This is a genomic window from Affinundibacterium macrobrachii, from assembly GCF_014652415.1.
GTDB lineage: Bacteria > Pseudomonadota > Gammaproteobacteria > Burkholderiales > Burkholderiaceae_D > Undibacterium > Undibacterium macrobrachii.
The window spans coordinates 23,985-46,921 of the sequence record NZ_BMYT01000002.1; the positions used below are offsets into that span (position 1 = coordinate 23,985).

General features: G+C 44.2%; 16 protein-coding genes and 1 tRNA gene. 8 read left to right on the forward strand and 9 right to left on the reverse strand.

What is annotated here, in order from left to right; genetic code table 11:
• Nucleotides 1-48: 48 nt before the first annotated feature.
• The 3 genes from IE103_RS06005 to IE103_RS18640 all read right to left on the reverse strand — a co-directional run bounded on the left by IE103_RS06005 (nucleotide 49) and on the right by IE103_RS18640 (nucleotide 3,004).
• The gene (locus IE103_RS06005) at nucleotides 49-1,701 is read right to left on the reverse strand and encodes a TonB-dependent receptor domain-containing protein (RefSeq protein WP_373295233.1); all 1,653 of its coding nucleotides are present in this window, start codon (nucleotides 1,699-1,701) and stop codon (nucleotides 49-51) included.
• A 24-nt stretch (nucleotides 1,702-1,725) separates the two neighbouring features.
• Nucleotides 1,726-2,439 (reverse strand): TonB-dependent receptor, encoded by a 714-nt coding sequence (locus IE103_RS06010; protein ID WP_189345155.1) that lies wholly within the window; start codon nucleotides 2,437-2,439, stop codon nucleotides 1,726-1,728.
• 301 nt (nucleotides 2,440-2,740) lie between these two features.
• Nucleotides 2,741-3,004, reverse strand: a complete 264-nt coding sequence (locus IE103_RS18640; RefSeq protein WP_373295230.1) for a DUF6289 family protein — start codon at nucleotides 3,002-3,004, stop codon at nucleotides 2,741-2,743.
• A gap of 913 nt (nucleotides 3,005-3,917) precedes the next feature.
• On the opposite strand from IE103_RS18640, the gene IE103_RS06015 reads away from it, so the two are divergent.
• The 5 genes from IE103_RS06015 to IE103_RS06035 all read left to right on the forward strand — a co-directional run bounded on the left by IE103_RS06015 (nucleotide 3,918) and on the right by IE103_RS06035 (nucleotide 14,084).
• Nucleotides 3,918-6,794: a TonB-dependent receptor gene (locus tag IE103_RS06015; RefSeq protein WP_189345156.1), complete on the forward strand. Its 2,877-nt coding sequence runs from the start codon at nucleotides 3,918-3,920 to the stop codon at nucleotides 6,792-6,794.
• 161 nt (nucleotides 6,795-6,955) lie between these two features.
• Nucleotides 6,956-8,920, forward strand: a complete 1,965-nt coding sequence (locus IE103_RS06020) for a S9 family peptidase (protein WP_189345157.1) — start codon at nucleotides 6,956-6,958, stop codon at nucleotides 8,918-8,920.
• Nucleotides 8,921-9,155: 235 nt separating this feature from the next.
• Nucleotides 9,156-10,751: an amidohydrolase family protein gene (locus IE103_RS06025; RefSeq protein WP_189345158.1), complete on the forward strand. Its 1,596-nt coding sequence runs from the start codon at nucleotides 9,156-9,158 to the stop codon at nucleotides 10,749-10,751.
• A gap of 121 nt (nucleotides 10,752-10,872) precedes the next feature.
• The gene (locus IE103_RS06030) at nucleotides 10,873-12,183 is read left to right on the forward strand and encodes an HD-GYP domain-containing protein (protein ID WP_189345159.1); all 1,311 of its coding nucleotides are present in this window, start codon (nucleotides 10,873-10,875) and stop codon (nucleotides 12,181-12,183) included.
• On the forward strand, nucleotides 12,180-14,084 hold the full coding sequence (locus IE103_RS06035; protein WP_189345160.1) for a PAS domain S-box protein: 1,905 nt from the start codon (nucleotides 12,180-12,182) through the stop codon (nucleotides 14,082-14,084). Before IE103_RS06030 ends, IE103_RS06035 begins: the two co-directional genes overlap by 4 nt.
• Nucleotides 14,085-14,108: 24 nt before the next feature.
• Here IE103_RS06035 and IE103_RS06040 read toward each other — a convergent pair whose 3' ends face one another.
• Together IE103_RS06040 and IE103_RS06045 are read right to left on the reverse strand one after the other, a co-directional pair.
• Entirely contained in the window at nucleotides 14,109-14,573 is a 465-nt protein-coding gene (locus tag IE103_RS06040) for a nuclear transport factor 2 family protein (protein ID WP_189345161.1), read from the reverse strand.
• Nucleotides 14,574-14,625: 52 nt separating this feature from the next.
• Complete coding sequence (locus IE103_RS06045) at nucleotides 14,626-14,973, reverse strand: hypothetical protein (protein ID WP_229827129.1); 348 nt, start codon at nucleotides 14,971-14,973, stop codon at nucleotides 14,626-14,628.
• A gap of 331 nt (nucleotides 14,974-15,304) precedes the next feature.
• On the opposite strand from IE103_RS06045, the gene IE103_RS06050 reads away from it, so the two are divergent.
• Nucleotides 15,305-16,075: a DUF481 domain-containing protein gene (locus tag IE103_RS06050; RefSeq protein ID WP_189345162.1), complete on the forward strand. Its 771-nt coding sequence runs from the start codon at nucleotides 15,305-15,307 to the stop codon at nucleotides 16,073-16,075.
• A gap of 56 nt (nucleotides 16,076-16,131) precedes the next feature.
• The gene (gene dinB, locus IE103_RS06055; RefSeq protein WP_189345163.1) at nucleotides 16,132-17,190 is read left to right on the forward strand and encodes a DNA polymerase IV; all 1,059 of its coding nucleotides are present in this window, start codon (nucleotides 16,132-16,134) and stop codon (nucleotides 17,188-17,190) included.
• Nucleotides 17,191-17,270: 80 nt separating this feature from the next.
• On the opposite strand, the gene IE103_RS06060 is transcribed toward dinB, so the two are convergent.
• The 3 genes from IE103_RS06060 to IE103_RS06070 all read right to left on the reverse strand — a co-directional run bounded on the left by IE103_RS06060 (nucleotide 17,271) and on the right by IE103_RS06070 (nucleotide 19,894).
• Entirely contained in the window at nucleotides 17,271-18,725 is a 1,455-nt protein-coding gene (locus IE103_RS06060) for a pyridoxal phosphate-dependent decarboxylase family protein (RefSeq protein ID WP_189345164.1), read from the reverse strand.
• 440 nt (nucleotides 18,726-19,165) lie between these two features.
• Nucleotides 19,166-19,546, reverse strand: coding sequence for a flagellar protein FlaG (locus IE103_RS06065; protein ID WP_189345165.1), 381 nt, complete (start codon nucleotides 19,544-19,546; stop codon nucleotides 19,166-19,168).
• A 271-nt stretch (nucleotides 19,547-19,817) separates the two neighbouring features.
• Nucleotides 19,818-19,894: transfer RNA gene (locus IE103_RS06070), tRNA-Arg, on the reverse strand.
• A 230-nt stretch (nucleotides 19,895-20,124) separates the two neighbouring features.
• On the opposite strand from IE103_RS06070, the gene IE103_RS06075 reads away from it, so the two are divergent.
• Nucleotides 20,125-20,664: a c-type cytochrome gene (locus tag IE103_RS06075; protein ID WP_189345166.1), complete on the forward strand. Its 540-nt coding sequence runs from the start codon at nucleotides 20,125-20,127 to the stop codon at nucleotides 20,662-20,664.
• 72 nt (nucleotides 20,665-20,736) lie between these two features.
• Here IE103_RS06075 and IE103_RS06080 read toward each other — a convergent pair whose 3' ends face one another.
• On the reverse strand, nucleotides 20,737-22,770 hold the full coding sequence (locus IE103_RS06080) for an NADPH-dependent 2,4-dienoyl-CoA reductase (protein WP_189345167.1): 2,034 nt from the start codon (nucleotides 22,768-22,770) through the stop codon (nucleotides 20,737-20,739).
• Between the last annotated feature and the right edge of the window lie 167 nt (nucleotides 22,771-22,937).

Below are 22,937 nucleotides of genomic sequence, written 5' to 3' on the forward strand. Positions count from 1 at the left end.
ACCAATTAAAACAAGTGAATCTTAACTTATAAGATAAGAATCAACCTATTAGAACTCGTAACGTGCAGTGAAGCGTACCGAACGTGGTGGTTGGAATGAAGAAGGCAGACCGTAATCTGGATTACGCTTACCTTGATCTACCGTATCACGGCTATAGTCACGACGCTCTACAACCTCTTGCACTTGTTGGCTGTTCAACAAGTTGAAGATATCCATAGACAATGTTAACTTACCATCACCAACTTTAGGCATGTAAGACAATTGCATATCAACTCTTGCGGACCATGGTGTACGACCAGCAGTACCACGTGGCACCAATACTGACTGACCTTTTTCATTCAAGCAGTAGTAAGAAGATGCTGTTGTGTAGCCAACTGCGTCAGAGAAATCTAGACGAGAAGCTGGTACAAAACCGATACAGCTATATGGACGACCAGAGCTTGCAACTGCATTCATACCCAAACGGAGTTGGTCGTTGATCATGTAGTTACCAAACACTTTAATAGTATGGCGACGATCATTAGACAAGTAGCCATTGGAGCCATCTGTCAAAGAACCAAAGTCGAAGTCTTGAGAAACACCTGCATCTTCTTGGTTAATAACAGAGTTCACATAGCCTTCAGCTGAACCACGAGTTTTTGCCAAAGTGTAAGAACCTTGTACACCCCACTTACCATCAAATGGACGCTCCAAAGTAAATTCCAAAGCATTATGTGTACGTGTATACTTAGATAAACCGAGGTACTTCGCTGGCATTGTTGATTCAACCAGTTTGCCGTCATTGTTGACATCAATCATCAAAGTAACGTCTTTACTTGAGTTCAACAAGATACATTGCGCCATCGTGCTGGAATCAAAATTCGCGTAACCCTTGTCTTTTGCCCAGTTTTCGAAACCGATATGTGAGCAATAATCGTCCATACCGCTATTGATACGGCGACTGATACCCTTCATACCAAAGGTCCAGTCTTTGGTCAACGCTTGTTGGAAGCCCAAAATCAATTCGTCTTGATTCATAGGACTCAATTTCCTGTCAGCGATTGTTGCTGGATTTGCTAATTTTCCGTCGCCAATAATTTGAGCGGAGCCAATTTCTGGACCTAAACCCACTGGAGCCTGTGTGCGAGGATCTTTGCTCGCAAAACTGTAGAAGCGATGTTCAAACAGCTCGCCGCGAGTCATACGAATGTTGGTATTTGACGCAACAGGGATGTAATAACGACCCAAGTTACCGTAGATCTTCAATGATCCATCGCCCTTCGCATTCAAAGAGAAACCTAAACGCGGTGCGAGCAAATTATCTTTTTTTACAAAACTAACGCCGTCACCGTTACGGTTATCGAACGATTCTGAACGCAAACCACCGTAAGCCATCAAGTTCTTATTAACTTTCCATGTATCTTCAATGTACATAGCGTTATTTTCAACCTCGAATGCACCTGAAGTACTCAATATCAAACGGCGACGCACATAGCTCTTGCCTGGGGCAACAGCATTCGCAACACCATTTACTGTGCCGTTCGTGCTAGTAACATAACGCCAGTACATACCACCAGAATATGTGGAGGCACCAGCAGCAACCGAAGTAAATTTTTGATTATCAATACCAGCACGAATTACATGATCGCCAATTGAATAATCAATATCGAAACGGAATGCACGGCGTTTGTCTTCATCATCAAGTGCGTTGATGTCACGAATAGATGGCCCAGGGAATGGTTTTGCCTAGCACCCAACCTCGTTCAAACCTTCATCCAATACCACTGGACAATCCAAATTGGCCATGCGAGCGCCAGTAGTCTTGGTTACTTTGTCATTAACACTACCTACCAAAGCAGACACAGTCAAGTTATCTGTCACGTAGCCTGTGTACTTACCAATCAAAACATCACCACCGGAAGTTTGAATACTCTTACCTGCAGCACCGGAATGGCTCGTTTGATAATTTGTGGCACCGACTGGACGAATATAGTCAATAATCTCTGTTTCTTTCTTATTCGAGATACCAGTAAACTCTAAACGGTGTGATTCATTTGGCGTGAAGTCAATCTTGATAATGCCATTTGGTTTACCTGCTTTAAAGTTAGTGCTGCTATTACGACCAAATGTATCGGTTTCGTCGCGATTACCAGTCAAAGCGCCGAAGAAGAACAAAGTATCTTTGATGATTGGACCACCGCTATACGCGTTATATTCCAAAGCGGAATCTTTACGCGCACTGCTGAATACAACATAACCTGGTGCTTCCGGATCACGTGATGCAACATCTTTACCATCGCTGCGTAGTGCATCCGGTGCCCAAATAACTGATACACCAGATTTCCATTTATTTGTTCCGCGTTTCGTCGCCAAGCTGATAACACCGCCCAAAGAACGGCCATACTCCGCACCATAACCACCGGATTTAACTTGTTGTGAGCAAATCGCATCAAATGACAATCAGCATAAGACAAGAAGTTACGAATGTTGGTAACGTCAAAACCGTTAATCTAGTAGCCATTCTCTGCGACGGATGCAAAGCAAAATAGCCTAAAGCCGAGAAGATAACGATGCAAATGATTTTTGGTTCACTGAAATGATGCAACGTGTGCTCAAAAACTGCACCTTATCAAAAGTTAATTTCTTCATCAATTGGGAAGCACTATGTCCTCAACTGACACTCAGTCAAACTTTTGGAGTCCCCCGGCAAAACTGGGGGATTACCCTATTTATTTGCTAGTGAAATAATTGGATACAGGCCCTAGCAATTATCCCGATTTTTTTGTGGGAAACTACATGGGCACTCAATAGTCTCTATTTCCACGAATGGACTTTCTGTTCCTACCATCGATCTTGCTCCATTACAAAGCATAACGCGAGAACCAACTTGAGTCGTTTTGGACGCGTCACTATAGTATGTTATGAATGCTGCATGAGTTGGTACTGCGAAGACATAGCCGATAGACGAAAAAAGTGCGCCTAAAATGGATGCGGAAAAAACTATTTTCTTTAGTTTTACATTCATGTTTTCTATCTCCTAAAAGTTGGTATAAGCACGTACTGTGCGAGTACATTTTGATATAAATTTAATTTATTTACAATAAATATTATTACCTTGTTGTGCTTTTGTGATTTTTAACAAACCTTTCAAAGCTCGTGGGCTTTTATAAATCTAGTTTGATTAGGGGGCGCCCTTAATCATGGTTAAGTGATTGAAAGAACTTAAATTTTTGCTCATTTCTGAGATTGTTCGATAGTTCCTAAGATTTTCATCCCTCGCAAATCGATTCAGCACAATTCGAGCTTACGCAAAACTGACGCTTACATCACAACCTTCGCCTGGCCGTAGAACGGCGCTGTCTTCAACTTCATACCGAATCAGCACAATCCCGCATAAGTCCTAACGATTGTGTCTGAGTATGACTTCGCTTAACGACGAGACCTTTTCTCTATCCTTCCGATTCTTCCTTCCTATCAATCTTTGCCATCGACAAATTATTTTAATAAAAGTTTAAAATAGTTTCTCTTTCTTAAAATGCAAAAAAAAATAAAAATTTCTTTACAAAATTATAGACATATGCAATCTTTAATTAAAAAAATAATCAAATTAAAAATATTATTTATCAAAAAAAATAAAGAAACCTTGGAAATGTTTTCAAAGATGTCGTCTTGAGACCACAAATTACCCCTTCAAACTAAGATCGTTGCGATAATTCTCAGCGGTTTATGAATTTACATAAATGATGTTTAGCTTTATTTCGCATTACTTGGGCAAATTTTTGTTTTTGTAATTCAATTTACTTATTAATATCATTAAATTTGTAGAATTCGTAAATGCTTCTTTCAGATACTTGTCTGTAAAAATAAATCGATCGGAAAGAACAGCAAACACGCCACAATCGTGTAGAAACTCAATAAAACACATCGAGGAGTAAATCTTGGCTAGTCAATTCACTTTAAAACGCAGCGTTATTGCTGTGGCGCTAACTTTAGCGTCGTCACAAGTTGTCTTCGCGCAGCAAACAGCTAGCGAGCCAGTCGTACAAAAAATTACGGTTACTGGCTCCAACATCAAGCGTGTTGATAAAGAAGGCACATCCCCAATTCAAACAATCACAGCGAAAGAAATTGCTGAGAGTGGTGCAGGTAATATCGCTGAATTGATGAAGCAAGTCCCATCAATGGGCTCTGATATTAATCAAGATTTAACTGGTGGCACTTTTGCTGCAGGTGTTTCTACGGCATCATTGCGCGGCTTGGGCTCTACTTCAACCTTGATCTTGTTGAACGGTCGCCGTATGACACCATCGGCTTATGCCGATCCAAACAATGGCAACTCAACACTGTATGACTTAAACAGTATTCCTTTGAGCGCGATTGAACGTGTTGAAATTTTCAAAGACGGCGCATCTGCTGTATACGGATCCGACGCGATCGGCGGCGTTATTAACTTCATCACAAAGCGTAACTTCCGTGGTGCAGAAGGCGGCGTCAATATTGCAGCCAACGACGATGGCAAATTTGGCCGTAAACGCGCCAATGCGACTTTTGGCATGGGTGACTTCGAAAGCAATGGCTACAATGCCTTCTTCGCAGTTGATTACTCCAAGCGCGATCGCGTCGCACGTGCTGACGTGACCGATATCGAATATGACAAATATTTGATTATGAATGGTCGCTATGCGTCTCCATATTCCAGCACTGTTTCTAAATATCCATGGATTTATAAAGAAACAGCACCAGGTAGCCGCAACTTCGGTGTGACACGAGCGACAATGGCAACCAATCTGATCACAGATATGAGCTGCCCTGACTCTCAAAAATTAACTTTAGGTGCACGTGAAGCTATCGCCCCAACAAGTATTTTGTTTGGTCGTACAGTTTGTAACTACAACGCTGACCTATATAGCGAAGCACAAGGTGAAGCAACCGACTTGAGCATGATGGGTGTAGGTAGCTTAAAAATTACCGAAAACGTCAGCGCATTTGCAGAAGTTGCTTATACCAAATCCGAGCGCCCATATACTGGCGCTGGTGCTACTCTAGGCACAGGACAAACAACCAATTTCAAATCTACAGGCATCGCTGATCCATTTCAGATCATCTTGCCGATTGGCCACCCAGACAATCCATTTCCAACCGCACGTGCTTCGGTATCTGTACGCTTGGAAGATAAATTGCGCACACAAACCACGACGAACGAAAATGCGCGTGCATTAGCTGGTTTGAAGGGTTCCAATTATGGGTTTGATTGGGAAACTGCGGTCTTGTGGAATCGCTCAGAGCGTTTGCAAGAGTATGATAATTTCTTCTATATTCCAACTTTAAAGAAGATCAATACCGGCACGTCAATGGCAGAACTGTTCAAAGATCCAACTTTGACAAAGAATGTTAAAAACAACGGTAGTGCAGAAATCATGCAGTGGGATGCGAAAGCAACGACTGAATTCGGGAAATTGGGTGGTGGTGCAATTGGCTTGGCAACCGGTGTTGAGTTCCGCGAAGAACGTATCGTTTTGACACCAGATACCGATTTAGCATCAGGCAATATCTTGGGCTTATCCAACTCTGTTATCGATGGTAGCCGTAAAGTATCTTCTGCATTTATCGAATTGCGCACACCATTCCTGAAAAACTTCGAAATGGATTTCGCAGGCCGTTTTGATAAATACCCAGGTATCAAGGTCAACTTCGTACCTAAAGTTGGTGCCAAATGGAATGTCAACAGTAGTCTGTCTTTCCGCGGAACTTATGCAGAAGGCTTCCGTGCACCAGCATTGGTTCAGGTTTTACCAGGTGGCTCTCAGTTCTTCTTGAGTGGTTTGTGGGATCCAAAACGTTGTGAAGATGATGAACAAACACCAAAACCAAATGCGACAGCAGCTGACTGCTCCAAATCCGCATCTGGTACTGGCGGTGCCAATCCTGATCTGAAACCAGAAACAGCAAAAAGCTATTCTTTCGGTTTGATTTTCTCACCTACACGTAACTTTGACGTGTTAGTGGATTGGTACAAGATCCGTAAAGAAGGCGAAGTCATGTTGGGTAGTGAATTCCAAGCCTTGAAAGATGAAGATCGCTTCCCACAGAACATCGTACGTGATCCAAATCCAGTTAACTGGGTAACAAAAGATGGCGTTCCAGTTCCAGGTACAGGTCCATTGCTGTCAGTAAAATTGCCATGGATTAACCAAGGCGCGACCGAAGTTACTGGTCTCGATTTTGAAATGCGTATGCGTAATAACTTAGGTACTTGGGGTAATTTATCCTCCACGTTCCGCGGTTCTTACCAAATCTCTTACAAGATCGCGCAAGTTCTCGGTGACATCGAGAACAATGTAGCTGGCAAACGCCCAGGTTTGTATGACTGGAATTTGAGCAGCGGTCCAGACACACCACGTTTCAAAGGTGGTTTGTCAACCAATTGGTCACAAGGCCCACATAGCGTTTCTGGATCTATCGCTTACGTTGGCAGTGTTTCCTTAATGCGCAATCGCGATGCTGGAACAATTTATCCAGCAGAGTTCTGCCATTACGGCACAAGAAAGGCAACAGATGCAGTGCCAAATCGCAATACTTCTAACCCACGTTTTGAAGAATTCGAAGAAAGCTGCAAAGTACCAGATTGGACAACAGTTGGTTTGGGTTACACCTACACTGGTTTCAAAAATTTAGGCCTGTCTATCAACATCGCCAATATTTTCGACTCCAAAGCACCGTATGACCCAGCATATGTGACATCTGGCTACAACACAGGTTTACATAACAACCGTGGTCGTTACTTCACATTGAGCGCGAACTATAAGTTCAACTAAGTTTGCTCTCAGTAAAAGTTAAGCCTGAATAAGGCTTAATTAGCACAATCAAACGCCCCGGCAACGGGGCGTTTGTGCTTACACCGTATGAATATAAATGCTTATTTTTCTCAAAAGGGATTTTTTTAAGCATTCATCAAATAAAAAATCAGGAACTTCATATGAAAAAACCAAATTGGAAATACCTCTTGATTGCAGCCTGCCTTTGCTACAGTTCGATTGCACAAGCAGAAACCAAAGCTGTTCCAGCCATCGAAAGTTTTTTTAAACTAGATAATTTCGGCGGAGCGAGCTTAGCGCCCGACGGCAAGCATGTCGCCATCCTCTTGGCTGGACCAGATCAGCGCTTAGCGCTGACCATCATGGACACCGCGACGAATAAATTACAGGTGATTGCGAGATACTCAAATCTCGACATCACTAGTGTTTCTTGGGTTAATAATCATCGCGTCGTTTATAGCATGGGTGATCGTCAACTTGCTGCGGGCCAGCAAAGAATGGGACCGGGTCTGATCGCCATCGATATCGATGGTAAAAATGAACGTGAAATCATCGAACGTACCAGCACAGGTAGTGCAAAATTTCGTGTACTAGGTGCTCGCTACCAATTCTATAGCGTCGTTGGAACGCCGGACTCCAATGATATCTTCGTGATTCAAGGAAGTGGCACGCGGAAGAACCCATCTGCCACTTTAATGCGCGTCAATACCGTTGATGGTGTGATGACAGGAATTAATAGTCCTCTCAATACCAGTGGCTTCTTGATGGACTATCAAGGAGAACTTCGCATTGCCGTCCGTCGCATCGAAAAACAAACTGCGATTCTTTACAAAGATCCTAAAAATGATACCTGGCGCACACTAACTGAATTTGATAACGTCAATGAAGATGGCTTCTCCCCTTTGACCATCGGTCCAGATGGAAGTCTCTATGTGGTCTCACACAATGGTAATGATACGAAATCCGTCTACAAATACGACTTAGAAAACAATCGCATTATTTCCACCCCATTAGTTGAACTTAGCGGATTTGACTTTAATGGAAGCCTGATTTTTAGCAAATCAAAAAACAAACTGATCGGTGTACGCTATGAAACCGATGCTCAAGGTACGACTTGGTTAGATGAGAACATTCAGAAAATTCAGGAAAAGGTAGACGCTCTGCTGCCAAATACCATCAACCGCATTACTACTCCACGCAATAGTGGGGAAATCGTACAAATCAATTCTTTCTCCGACACGATCCCTGGCTTATCGTTTATCTACAACACGGTTAGCGGAAAATTATCACCGTTAGGAATGAGCCGCCCAGAAATCGATGAACGTCAAATGTCTTACAAAAATTTTGTCAGAATTAAGGCACGTGATGGCTTAGAGATACCGAGCTACATTACCTTACCACGCAATTCCAACGGCAAAAATTTACCCTTAATTGTGATGGTTCATGGTGGCCCCTATGTACGTGGCGGTTCATGGGGTTGGAACCCACAAGTTCAACTGTTAGCATCTCGCGGCTATGCAGTGATCGAACCAGATTTCCGTGGCAGTGAAGGTTACGGCAAGAAGTTATTCCAATCTGGCTGGAAGCAATGGGGATTAAAAATGCAAGACGACCTTGACGATGCGCGTCAATGGGCAATCGATCAAGGCTATGCCGATCCTAACCGCGTATGTATCGCTGGTGCCAGCTATGGTGGCTATGCGACTTTGATGGGTCTCATTCGTAACCCCGATTTGTATCGTTGTGGCATTAGTTGGGTTGGTGTCTCTGATATCAATCTCTTATACGATGTTTCTTGGAGTGACAATTCTGAACAATGGCAAAAATATGGCATGCCATTCTTGATTGGCGACCAAGAAAAAGATGCTGCACAGCTCAAAGCTACTTCACCATTAGAACAAGCCGCTCGCTTGAAAAATCCTTTGCTGTTGGCTTATGGTGCAGCGGATTACCGCGTACCTTTGGTACATGGAACCAAGTTTTATGATGCGATCAAAGATCATAACAAAGAAGTCGAATGGGTCGTGTACAAAGATGAGGGACATGGCTGGCGTCGCTTAGACAACAATATTGATTTCTGGAGTCGCGTTGAAAAATTCTTAGATAAACATCTAGGTAAAAAATAAGCAAAAAAAGGCCGCAAACAGAAATGTATGCGGCCTTTTTTACATGCCAATATTTATCAATTTTTTCCACATCAGCTGTTCAACCTCGAATACGCTAACAATCGCGACACGCTTTGATCAAATTTCCACAAATCGCAAGTGTATTGCTTGATGAAAGCGGACTTATGTTTGATACTCAATATTCGAGCTAAATAACCAGTCTCGAACATAGATGTTGTGATCTTAGGATTTCATCATGAATACGAAAAAAATCTACCAATACACCTTCTTATTTGCCTGTCTGCTAAACATCAAGTTCGCTTTAGCCGATACCAATCATTTCCAAGTCACGCCCGCTCCAGCGCGTCAAGAAGGGCAAGGTCCCTATTCTCAATTGATCTTGCGAGAAGTTACCGTGATCAATGGTACTGGTGCACCTGCGTTTGGTCCAGCGGATATCGTGATTGAAGGTAACAAGATTACACAAGTCGCGATCGTTGGTACGCCGACTTCGACTGTTCGTAGTGGTCGTCCAAAATTAAAAGAGGGTGGTAAAGAGTTAAATCTTGCGGGGCATTACGTGATGCCGGGCATTGTGGATATGCATGGGCATATTGGCGGCAGCGAACAAGGTACGCCAGCAGAATACGTCTACAAGCTATGGCTAGGGCATGGCATCACCACAATTCGCGATCCGTCTTGTGGTAATGGTTTAGCGTTTTGTTTGAATGAAAAAAAGCGCAGCGCCGATAATCAAATCACTGCACCTAGAATTCTCGCCTATCCATATTTTGGACAAGGTCAAAAGACCGCGTTTACCGAACCCGAACAAGCGCGTGCTTGGGTGCGTGAAATGAAAAAGCAAGGTGCCGATGGCTTGAAATGTTTTGGTTATCGTCCAGATATCTTGCAAGCCGCTTTAGATGAAATCAAAAAACAAGGCATGCGCTCGGCATGTCACCACGCCCAAATCGATGTTGCACGGGTTAATGTTCTGAACACGGCTCGCTGGGGATTGACCACAATGGAGCATTGGTATGGTTTACCTGAGGCCTTGTTTGATGGGCAAACGGTACAAGACTATCCAGCAGATTACAATTATCAAAACGAACAACAACGCTTTGGACAAGCTGGACGCTTGTGGGCGCAAGCGGCAAAACCTGGTAGCGCCAAATGGAATGCGGTGATGGATGAATTGCTCAAACTTGATTTTACGATCGATCCTACCTTCACGATTTATCAAGCAACACGAGATGTCATGCGCGCTCGCCGCGCGGATTGGCAGGATGCCTATGCACTGCCAAGTTTAACGAAATTCTTCACCGCCAATCCAGATTCACATGGCTCCTTCTTTTTCGATTGGGGAACCGAAGAAGAAGTCGCTTGGAAAGAAAATTACCGCCTATGGATGCGATTCGTCAACGAATACAAAAATCGTGGCGGTCGTGTGACAGTAGGCTCTGATTCTGGCTACATTTATAAAGTGTATGGTTTTGGCACCATCGAAGAACTAGAGCTATTGCGCGAAGCTGGTTTTCACCCGCTCGAAGTCATGAAAGCAGCGACACTGTCTGGCGCGGAAGCGCTCGGTATGCAACAAAGCATAGGCAGTATCGAAGCTGGTAAATTAGCTGATCTAGCGATCTTGGACGAGAACCCTTTAGCGAACTTCAAAGTTTTATATGGCACAGGTCATATGCGTCTCGATAAAACTGGCAAAGTAAATCAGGTTGGTGGCGTAAAATACACGATTAAAGACGGTATTATTTATGACGCAAAACAATTACTTAGCGATGTCAGAAATATCGTTCTTAAAGCGAAGCAAGCTGATCAAAGTAAGCCTGTTCAGTAACAAGGATGGATCGCTTTGACAAAGATTCAATGCATATCACGGCATGAGGAAGTGCGCATCGAAAAAATTGCCCACAAAAGTGATCCATTCAAACTACCGAATTTATCGATGAAAAAATAGAATGTCTGATGACGCAAAACTGATCGCGATTGATCAACTCAAAATTGGCATGTTCATTAAGCTCGATTTGAGCTGGTTCGAGCATTCGTTTCCTATGAGTTCGTTTAAGATCACCAATCAAGATCAGCTCAACGAGCTACACGCGCTGAAATTGAAGCATGTACGCTACTTCCCTTCCAAATCGGACTTATTGCAGGTAAATGCGCCAAGCAACCCAAATGTCGCAGGCAAATCGACCACAAACAATCTTCCTCCAACCGCACAAGTTTTCAACAATATCATTGAGGCGAAACGCGCAAGATTTGAAAAATTAACTAAGCAGCGAGAAGAACTAGCACGTTGTGAAGCAAAATTTGTTGAAGCGGCGACGGTGGTAAAAGGCATCAACAAAACAATATTCTCACAGCCAGAGCAAACCATTAAGGAAGCGAATAAATTAGTTGATAGCGTTGCTGAGATATTTCTCAATTCAAATGACACGGTAATGCATTTGATTCAGCAGACGGGCGCCAATGAAGAGTTGTATTTTCATACGCTAAATGTCTCGGTGTTAGCGATGATGCTGGCAAGTGAAATGAAATGCACCGAGGCGCAAATCAAATCGGTCGGCTTAGCCGCTTTGTTCCATGATTTGGGCAAAGTGAATGTGCCAGAAAAAATTCTAAATAAAACAGAAGCACTGACCAAACCAGAACAAAATTTCTTCGAACTGCATCCTCAATATGGTGTAGAGGTCGGCAAAAAAGCCGGCCTACCGAATATCGTTTTAGAAGTAATCGAAAGCCATCATGAACATCTAGACGGCAGTGGCTATCCAAAAAAACTCAAAGCAGATGCGATTCGGATGCCAACAAGAATCGTCACGATAGCGAATGTGTACGACAATCTCTGCAATCATATCGATCCCAACCAATCACTAACGCCACACGAAGCACTATCAACCATGTACGCGCACCGACGCGCGCAGTTTGACCCTGCAGTGATGGCCACCATGATTAAGAGTTTAGGTGTCTATCCACCTGGCACCATCGTGCGACTTTCGAATGAAGCGATAGGTTTGGTAATGAACGTGAATATCGGGAAGCCATTGCGACCTCGCGTATTGGTCTATGACGCAGATATCCCGAAAGAAGATGCGATTATTTTAGACCTTGCCGAAGAAGGAAGCGATCTATCCATTAGTGCAAGCATACGCCCAGGACTGTTACCAAAAGCGATTTTCGATTACTTAAATCCGCGGAAACGCGTCAATTATTATTTCGACTCTTCAGCAAAACAATCTGGCAACCAATCGCAAGCTGGTAAGGCATGAGCAATATGACCTCGACCACGTTCACCTCGCTTAGTCAGCATGTATTGCAGCATATCCTGCAGCATGTCGATCAAGCTTTGGTCGTGGTATCTGCGGGTGATTTAGTCATTCTCGAATTAAATCAAAAGAGCTGCGAACTTTTAGGCCGCACGCGTGATGAGCTTCTGGGTCAAGCATTATCAAACATCGAATGTGCCTTGCAGGACCTCTTTTTTTGGGATGATATTAGTGCGAATCCACCGTTGAGCGGGCAACGGATAGCGGAAAGCGAATGGCTAACAGCAGATGGCGTAGCGCTTCCCATCGAGAAGCGTGTATCGGCTTTTCAAGATGGCGAAACGCATTGTTGGTTGATTCAAGCAGAAGATCTCACTGCACGTCGACACATTGTGCAAGAACAAATTCAACTTGCTTCGCAATTACAAAGTTCCTTAGAGGCGACTGCCGAAGGGATTCTCTCTGTTGACTTACACGGTAAAGTGGTCAATCTAAATCGCCGCTTCAGCACGATGTGGGGGCTCAGTGATGATTTGATTGTGACGCGCGATGAAGCAGCAATGATGGCTCACGTGCAGACTTGTTTATGCGATGCCGATTCGTTTACTGCGAGGTTAAGATATCTGGAGGAAAATCCCGAATCAGAGAGCGAAGATCATCTCAGTTTATTAGATGGGCGGCATTTTATTTCAGTATCCAAACCAGAGTATCTGCGTGATCGTTTGGTCGGACGGGTTTTTAGTGTGCGCGACATCAGTGCCATGAAAAAAGCGGAAAATGAATTAGTCGATGCACTAGCACTAGCTGAACAAGCCGTGCAAGATAAATCACAAATGTTGGATGCACTCAAACTAAGTGAATCACGATTGCGCCGCTTAATTAATTCGAGCATGATCGGCATCTTTCAAGGCGATATGAGTGGGCAGTTAACGCTCGCCAACGACGTGTTACTCGATCTACTCGGCGTCGAACGACATGAACTGTTGAGCAAACAAGTACAATGGCTGCAATTGACATCGCCAGCCTATCACCAAGCGCACCAAGCAGCGCTCAAAGAATTGCAAGAGCACGGACATGCAGAACCATTCGAAGCTGAATTAAGTCGATCTGACGGCAGTAAAGTGCCAGTGATGGTTGGGCTCGCGCAACTCGAAGGCTCTCGATTTGAGTGGGTAGGATTTGTACTTGATCTCACCGCACAAAAAAATGCGGATCGTGTCAAAGCCGAATTCATTTCCGTTGTCAGTCACGAACTACGCACTCCGCTGACTTCAATTCGTGGTGCCTTAGGTTTACTTGAACATGGCGCTGCTGGAAATCTTTCACCCAAGATCCAACATTTAATTCAAATCGCACATAGAAACAGCCAGCGTTTAGGTAGTCTGGTCAACGATTTGCTCGATATGGAGAAATTGGTATCCGGCAAAATGGAATTCAAATCAGAGGTGATCGATTTAATTCTACTCACGCAGCAAGCGATTGAATCAACCAGCAATTATGCGGCGGCACTAGAAGTGAGTTACCGCTTTCAAGAGCCAACTCAAGCAGCGCGTGTTCAGGGCGATCCGCAACGCGTCATGCAAGTCTTCGCCAACCTCTTATCGAATGCTGCTAAATTCTCACCGAAATCGGCGTTTGTCGAAGTTCGTCTGATTAAAGAGCAAAGTCTCTGGCGTGTGGAAGTGGAAGATCGCGGTGCGGGAATTCCGCTTGAGTTCCGCGACAAAATATTTTCTAAATTTGCCCAAGCCGATGGCTCAAGCACACGACAACAAGGAGGCACTGGATTGGGCCTCAATATTGCAAAATCCTTTGTTGAAAAAATGGGCGGCGAGATTGGCTTCGAAAGTGAAGTTGGAAAAGGTAGTTTGTTTTGGTTTAGCTTGCCATCAAGTACCAACTAATACATAGAATAAAAAAATACTTAACTATTTCGACGAGAACTTCTGCAAATTCTTCGCGGCTTGCGCGCGAATCTTATTCTGAACAAATGGTAATCCGCCTAATAGCAAACCCTTCACCCCCATCGCTTGTTGACTCCATTTCCACAGATCGAAATGATCGCGATGACGGCAAATTTTTCCATCACGGAATTCAAATTTAGCGTGAATATCGTTCACAATGAAACGTCCTGTTTGACTAAAACTATAGCTAGCGACCCAATGCGCACTGCCTTCAAGATCGTTGGCTTCTATCGAATCAAACACCAAAGAAAAATCCTGTGCCCGTGCGGTTAACATGCGCCACATATTTCCTGCTTGCACACCGCGCAAGTCTGTGAAAACCGGATCAGAGAATTGAATATCGTCGGTATAACATGCGCACATTGCCTCGGCATCTAAGCGTTGAAAAGCCTGATAAAACTGTGCGATCAATTGTGCGTTCGGATGCATAAAATTCCTTCTATTCAATCAAATTTCTTTTCGAGATCTTAATTCAAAATCTTCAGTGCGCACTGGCAGAAGCAGATGCTGAGGCGGATGCAGAAGCTGCCTCCTCAGAAGCCGCACTTGCCGCGACTTCGACGCTAGGTTTAACCTCAGCGATATTATTTTCGCGCATGTAGTCGTTCATTTCTTTCCAGCCCGCATAAACTGCGGCACGAGCTGCCTGCGGATTCAAGGCGTAACAATCTTCAATGCCACGTCCAGCATGTCGACATGCACTACCCGTGGCGCGCGCATCAGCTTCAAGTATTGCGGCTTCTTTGGCAGGATCGGGAATACCCAAACGATCACATGCTGCCAAACTCAAACAAGCTAGGCTGAATAAGATTTTGAAATAGGTCGTCATCGTGTCACCCATTGTTATATCAATTTGACATAGAAAATTCATGCTATCACAAAATAGTTGCGAAGCATGCTTCAAACAAATCTATCTAATGCTGCTTATTCCCACTTCTTATAAAAAATCCAGCCAACAAGGCTGGCATTTATCTGCAATCACATCCATCGAACTTACTTACATGAGCACTGTCCTAAGTTCGATCGCTATCATCTGTCAACCAGATCAAATTCGCTAGCGTTAGGCATTGCCAACTCAGCAGTAAAAATACACGGTCACAATTGAGTTATATAATCGACCGCCTTTAGCTTTAATTCGGCTTTATTTTAGGATCTTTTTCATGTTTCAAATCCATCTGCGTCAATCGCATTACGCTCTCGCAATTGCTTTTTGTAGCCTCTCGTTCAGTCAACTCATTAGCGCTCAAACCTTACAAGATAATCAATGGCATGGTGGTATCGCGATTGGTGGAAGTTACGCATCAAGCAACAATGTCGCTCAAACATTCAACTTAAGTGCGAATGGAACCAAGGCGACTATGGAAGATAAGTTAGGTCTCTATTCCGTCATAAATTACGGCAGTAACACAGTCAATAAAGTAAAAACCAACACAGCACAGTTACTACGTATTGGTGGTCGATATGACTACAATATGTCTGCCAATAGTTTCTTCTTTGGTGGTAGTGAGCTTGAAACCAATAAAATCCAGAACATTGACTCCCGTTACTCGTTCAATACGGGTGCGGGTTTTAAGTTGATCAAAACCGAAGACACTTCATTTGATTTATTCACGGGTCTTGGTTATTCGAATACACGCTTTGGGACCACCATACCACCGTCCCCCTCAAGCAAAAAAGGTGTTGAATTTTTGCTCGGTGAAGAATCAACGCACAAACTCAGTAATACCTCTAGTGTCAAACAGCGCTTAGCAATTTATCCTGGTAGTTCGGATATTGGTACACGCGGTACCTTCGATGTCAGTTTAGCGACGGTCGTTGCAAACGGTTGGACACTCAATGCGAGCGCAGCGGTCAGCTACACCAGCAAACCCAGCAATAACTTCAAACGCACCAACAGCTTGGTGACGTTTGGCTTTGGCTACAAGTATTGAAAATCTCGACGATCGGTTAAAATACTGGATAAATAAACAGTGCCTTAACCGATCCTATGAAACCCGCTCAGCGCAAAATTATTCACTGCGATTGTGACTGTTTCTACGCGTCTGTGGAAATGCGCGATGATCCTCGTTTACGTGAATTACCGTTAGCGATTGGTGGACAAGCTGATCAACGTGGTGTTATCGCAACCTGTAATTACGTCGCGCGCAAGTTCGGGGTGCGCTCTGCAATGCCTACCTCACAAGCTTTAAAGCGCTGCCCTGATCTTGTCGTGATGCGGCCGAACATGGAAAAATATCGCCTTGCTTCACGCAAAATTCTTGATATTTACCGCGATTACACCGAACTCGTAGAGCCGTTGTCCTTAGATGAAGCTTATCTCGATGTCAGTAGTGCCAAACAATTACATGGAAGTGCCACCCGTATCGCTCAAGAAATACGACAGCGTGTATTTGCTGATGTCGGTATCACCGTATCCGCAGGCGTAGCGCCTAACAAGTTTCTCGCCAAAATTGCTAGTGACTGGAATAAGCCAGACGGCATGTATGTGATTTTGCCTGAGCAGGTGGAAGGATTCGTCAAACAACTTGAGGTTGCGCGTTTATTTGGCGTTGGTAAAGTCACTGCGAATAAGCTACACCAACTTGGCATTCGCACTTGCGAGGATTTATTGCAATGGTCGTTACCAGATTTGTTAAAGCAATTTGGTAAACTGGGAGCGAGTTTATTTTCGCTGTGTCGCGGCATTGATGAACGGGCAGTAGTGTCAAGTCATGCCAGAAAATCCGTCAGCATCGAAGAAACATACACGCACGACTTGCTTGATTTTCAGCATTGCATCGCAGAGTTACCAGTGCTGTACGCTTCATTGCAAAAACAAGTGGAACGTACAGGTAGCGCTAATCTAATACACAAATTGAATATCAAAATCCGCTTCAATGATTTCAAACAAACCACTGTGGAGTGTCGCGCGAATCAACTAGATCAGCAAGTATTCGCTGATCTGTTGCAAATCGGCTACCAGCGTAAGCAATTACCCGTGCGTCTAATTGGATTGGGAATTAGTCTTTGCGAAGAAAAAAACGACGAGCAATTACCCTTATTTTGATTCAGCTGTCAAGGTCACACGACAGCAAGGCTTATGCTTGGTAAATCTACAGTTTAATTAGAAGAAGCAGCTTCAACTCCTCAAGGCTTGGGAAGCTGACTCAACTGCCCACCAAATCGCAGAACCGCATCCAACATTTGATGGATGTCTTCTTCACGCGTACGATGGTTCACAAGCGCTGCACGTATCGCCAAGTGTCCATTCACTTTGGTGGTGGAAGGTGCGGCAATACCTGATTCATGCAATTCAAAAACAATGTCACGATTCAATGCATCCAAATCGAGCTCACTATCTCGGTAGCGAAAACAAACAATATTCAAGTTCACTGGCGCTAACAATTCTAATTTAGGTTCATTTCTTATCCGCTGCTGCAAGCGCTGTGCCAATGCACAGGTGTGTTCAATCATCTGTCCTAAGCGTTCAACGCCATAAACCTGAATCGTGAACCAGGCTTTTAATGCACGAAAGCCGCGCGACAAATCAGGACCAAAATCACAAGGCCAACGCTCACCAGCAGCAATACCGCGAGTTTCACGTTTCAAATAACTGGTAGGCGTAGCAAAGGTGTCGAAATGGGCTTGACCATCTCGAACCAAAATATAACCTGCGTCGTATTGCACCTGCGCCCACTTGTGAAAATCAAACGCAATCGAGTCAGCACGTTCAATCCCTTTTAGGCGCGGCGCAATTGCGTCGGACAACATCGCTAGAGCACCGTAAGCACCGTCAATATGAAACCATAGTCCATGTCGCTGCGCAAGCGTCGCAATCGCATCTAAATCATCAATCGCACCAACGTCGACCGTGCCTGCGGTGCCGGCGATGAGGAAAGGTGACAAACCAGCAGCACGATCGGCTTCAATCTGTTGTTCCAATTGCTGCAAATCCATCGAGAAATCTGGGTTAACTGGAATCAAACGTAAGGCATCGATTCCAATACCTGCCATATCAATCGCCTGTGACACACAAGCATGCGCACCAACCGATGCATAAGCAACCAGATTTTTTTCGCTGTTTGCAATGCCTGTCCTACGGCTGGCCAAACCCAAAGCCTTGGTACGCGCAACTAACACAGCAATAAAGTTAGCAATCGAGGTACCCGTTACGAAAAGTCCGCTCGCGGTGGATGGAAACTGAAATAACTCACGCATCCACTGCGTTACTTGATTTTCCACCTCAATCGGCATTTGATCACGACCACCCAAATTGGCGTTCAAACCAGCGGCTAACATTTCTGCCAACATACCGACCGGGGTACCACCGCCTTGCACCCAGCCCATAAATCTTGGATGTGAATTCCCCACCGCATACGGCAATACATCTTGCATAAAACGTTGATGCACTTGTGCCAAGTCACTCGATTGCTTAGGCAAGTTTTGCTGAAACTTGCCTCTAACTTGCTCGGGAATATTTTGCCAAACGGGTCGCTCACGAATGCCTTCGATGTAATCGATCATATCATCGAGCATACGATGTCCTTCAGCACGCAGGCTGGTCCAATCTTGTGGGTCTAAGCTATGAGATGGTTCTGTCATGACGCAGTTGTCGCTATAAAAATTCGCCCAAATCATCAGGCAAAATCGAATGAAGCCGAAGAATAGCAACTATTTTGAGTTTCTGCCGCAAAGCTAGCGGACAAATCGTTTGAAAAATTTAATAGTGATTAAACTTATTGCATTTTTTTGTGAGTAAAGCGGCGAGTACAGTCGCATTCGATTAAATGCAAGGCAAGGCTAGGCAAGTTTTGAATGTAGATTTGAATGTTGGTTCGGATTTGTAAAAAGATTGTTTTTACTCAGGATACTTACGGTACTGGCTATTATGGCCACAACAGCAAGTAGTTAAACCGCGCGCGGATCTTATCGACTTCCGTTGCAATGCAAATTGTAGATATGGGTTATCTAACAAGATCACCATTCACCTGTTTAAGGATACAAAATTCAAAGCTAAGCGCAAAAAAGTTCAATCAAGCTTATTAAGCTTGTTCACGGATGAACATGCCATTTTTTTTATCGAGATCTTTTGCCATCTCGATTACCTCTCTCGAAGGAATTTGACGGATAACAGTATTCGTTTCTTTATCAACAATCTGGACTAAAACTTTACCGGTCTCTTGGTCGACATTTAAATTGACGCTGTTATTAGCGTTTAAAAATCGATTCACTATTTCTACCGATTTTTTCAATTCTGCATCGCTAATTGGATTCGATGCATCAGCTACCAAAGGCGCTTTAACATCTGCTGATTTCCCTGTGTCTTTTGTCGCTACGCGCGACTCTGCGGTAGAAGAAGCCCCAACAACAGCCGCAACGCCAGCAATACGCGAGACCGCCGAGCTAATTTGATTGATGCTCATTATCTTCCCCAATACTTAATGACTAATTAAAAATTTGTGCGGATTGACCCATATAGTGATTATCGGAACGAATCACGAAAAGTTTAGTGACTTGCGCGAATATTCAGCACCATCGGACTTCCCTAATGAATAAATGAATACCGTGTGTTGCGAGAGGGTTAACGTAACCACTTCTGGAGTCATATGCATCGCTTTCAATGCGTCATTAACTAAGTGACACTAAGAAAAACTTTGCAAGAAAAATAGTGAGATGTCGTCGAGATGAGACTAGTGGCGCGCCAGACACGATTCGAACGTGCGACCCCAGCCTTCGGAGGGCTGTACTCTATCCATCTGAGCTACTGGCGCTATGAGAAATACAAAAATAGGCGCGTATTCTACCCCAATTTACCCCGCAGCTCTTGAGCAATTCTTGCCTATTTTGTGGATATATTCTTTAAATGAACCGACTCCAATGCTGCAAAACCCTATTTTTCATTCCAAAACACTGGCTTTAGCTCTATAATCTGATGTTTTACGCTTGGTATGATTTGTCATACTAAGAGCAAACTTCACATTATTTTTGTATCGAGGAAACCATGAGCGACGCCCACGACGAACACGAATCAGCGATTAAGACGCCTAAGCAACTGATCGTTGCCGTTCTTGCTGGATTTATAGTTCCTATTATGATTATTGTTTTGCTAGTGAAATTTGTTGCTAGTGACGATACAGTTGGCGCAGGTTCAAACGCGCAAACACCAGAAGCGATTGCCGCAAGAATTAGCCCAGTTGCCAATGAAGGTTTCACTTTATTAGATGCAAATGCACCAAAAGTATTGCAAACTGGTGAAGCTGTTTACAAAGCCGCATGTGCAGCTTGCCACGGCACTGGCGCTGCTGGCGCACCGAAGTTAGGTGATGCTGCTGGCTGGGGTCCACGTATTGCACAAGGTTACGATACTGTATTGAAACATGCGATTGAAGGTATCCGTGGCATGCCAGCAAAAGGCGGCAATCCAGATTTGGACGAAGTTGAAGTTGCACGCGCAGTTGTACACATGGTCAATGCCAGCGGTGGTAAATTCAAAGAGCCTGAGGTCAAAGCGGCAGCAGCTACTGAAGCATCTGCAAAATAATTCACCGAATTTTCTGCAATAAAAAAGCCAGTCGACGACTGGCTTTTTTTTCAACCTGAAATCACGATCAAATTACAAAGAAGCTGCTAACTCAGCGCCTTCTTTGATCGCCCGTTTCGCATCTAATTCGGAAGCTAAAGCAGCGCCACCAATCTTATGAAACCGCGGCCCAGTCTCACTGGTTTGCACTGGCATAAGTTCAGTCAAGGATTCTTGACCTGCACATAGAATCACATGATCCACATCCAGCACTTGGTTTTTTCCACCAACGCTAATGTGCAAACCTTGGTCGTCGATTTTTTGATAATCAACACCCGCTAGCATTTGAACATGATTCCGCTGCAAAGTAGCGCGATGTACCCATCCTGAAGTCTTACCCAAACCAGCACCTACTTTACTTGCTTTACGCTGCAACAAATAGATATCACGAATTGGATGTGCTTCTTCTGGCTTGATCAAACCACCATTTTGTTTTGCTTGTAAATCAATACCCCATTCACCTAGCCAGGTCGACAAGGGAATTGGCAAGGGCGTTGCAGGATCATGTAACAAATACTCCGCAACATCAAATCCAATACCACCAGCACCAATGATCGCCACTTTTTTACCAACCGCTTTTTTGTGTAACAACACATCTAAATAAGATAGCACTTTGGGATGATTGATCCCTTCGATACGCGGTGTGCGAGGCGTAATGCCAGTGGCAACGATAATGTGGTCGAAACCTTGCGCCAACAACTCTTCACGTGTTACACGCTTACCCAGATGAAGCTTAACGCCGGTCACCTCTAAACGTTTGGTGAAGTAACGCAAAGTCTCTTTAAATTCTTCTTTGCCGGGAATTTGCATCGCGATCTTAAACTGACCACCAATGCTGTCAGAGCTATCAAACAAACTAACATCATGCCCACAAGATGCTGCCACTGTTGCAGCAGACAAACCGGCAGGTCCAGCACCAACCACAGCGACACGTTTCGATACTGATTTTTTTAAATACTGTAATTCCGTTTCATGCGCAGCACGTGGGTTGACCAAACAGCTCGCACGTTGATTTGAGAAAGTATGGTCTAGACAAGCTTGATTACAAGCGATACAAGTATTGATCTCATCAACCCGACCTGCTGCCGCCTTGTTGACGAATTCAGGATCTGCCAAAAATGGTCGCGCCATTGACACCATATCGGCGGTACCACTGGCGATAATCTCTTCAGCCTGCGCTGGCATATTAATACGATTAGACGCAATGACGGGAATAGAAACCGCTTGCTTTAAACGACCAGACACGGCGGCAAAAGCAGCACGAGGAACCGATGTAACGATAGTTGGCACGCGTGCTTCATGCCAACCAATCCCTGTATTAAATAAAGTTACACCGACTTTTTCTAAAGCCTGTGCGACCGCAACCACTTCGTCCCAACTATTGCCACCTTCAACCAAATCGAGAATCGAATGACGATACATAATAATAAAATTGGGACCTACCGCGGCTCGCACACGACGCACAATCTCTACTGGCAAGCGCATGCGATTTTCAATTGAACCACCCCAACGGTCAGTTCGGTGATTAGTGCGTACGCACAAGAATTGATTCAGCAAATACCCTTCACTGCCCATGATTTCCACACCATCATACCCAGATTTTTGCGCCAATTTAGCGCAGCGTACATAGTCACGAATCGTGCTTTCTATGCCCGCTTCGCTTAAAGCTTTCGGTTTGAATTTGGAAATGGGCGCTTTTTTATCGGAAGCAGAAACGATGAATGGTTGATAGCCATAACGACCAGAATGCAGAATCTGCATCACGATCTTGCCGCCCTCTTCGTGAACTGCGCGCGTCACTTTGCGATGATTGAAAATGTCACCCAAACTATTCATGGTGCCGCCAAATGGCAACAACCAACCACGTCGATTCGGCGAGATTCCACCGGTCACGATCAAGCCCACACCACCGCGCGCACGCTCTCTAAAATACGCGGCTAATTTTCCGTAGTGATAGAAACGATCTTCTAAACCGGTATGCATAGATCCCATCATCACGCGATTGCGCAATTGAGTGAAGCCTAAATCCAATGGTTCGAGCAAATGAGGAAAATGTGCGTTAGCCATACCTGAGCCTATGTAAAAAACAAGATCGAATAAGAATACACAAGCTCAGCCTAAATGGCGACGATTTAGCTAGGTGAGATTCTCTAAATTGCACAGCGCAATAGCGACTAGATGAAATCAAACAGAATTGCCTTTTTCTTAAATGATGAGTACGGGAAAAGATTTAT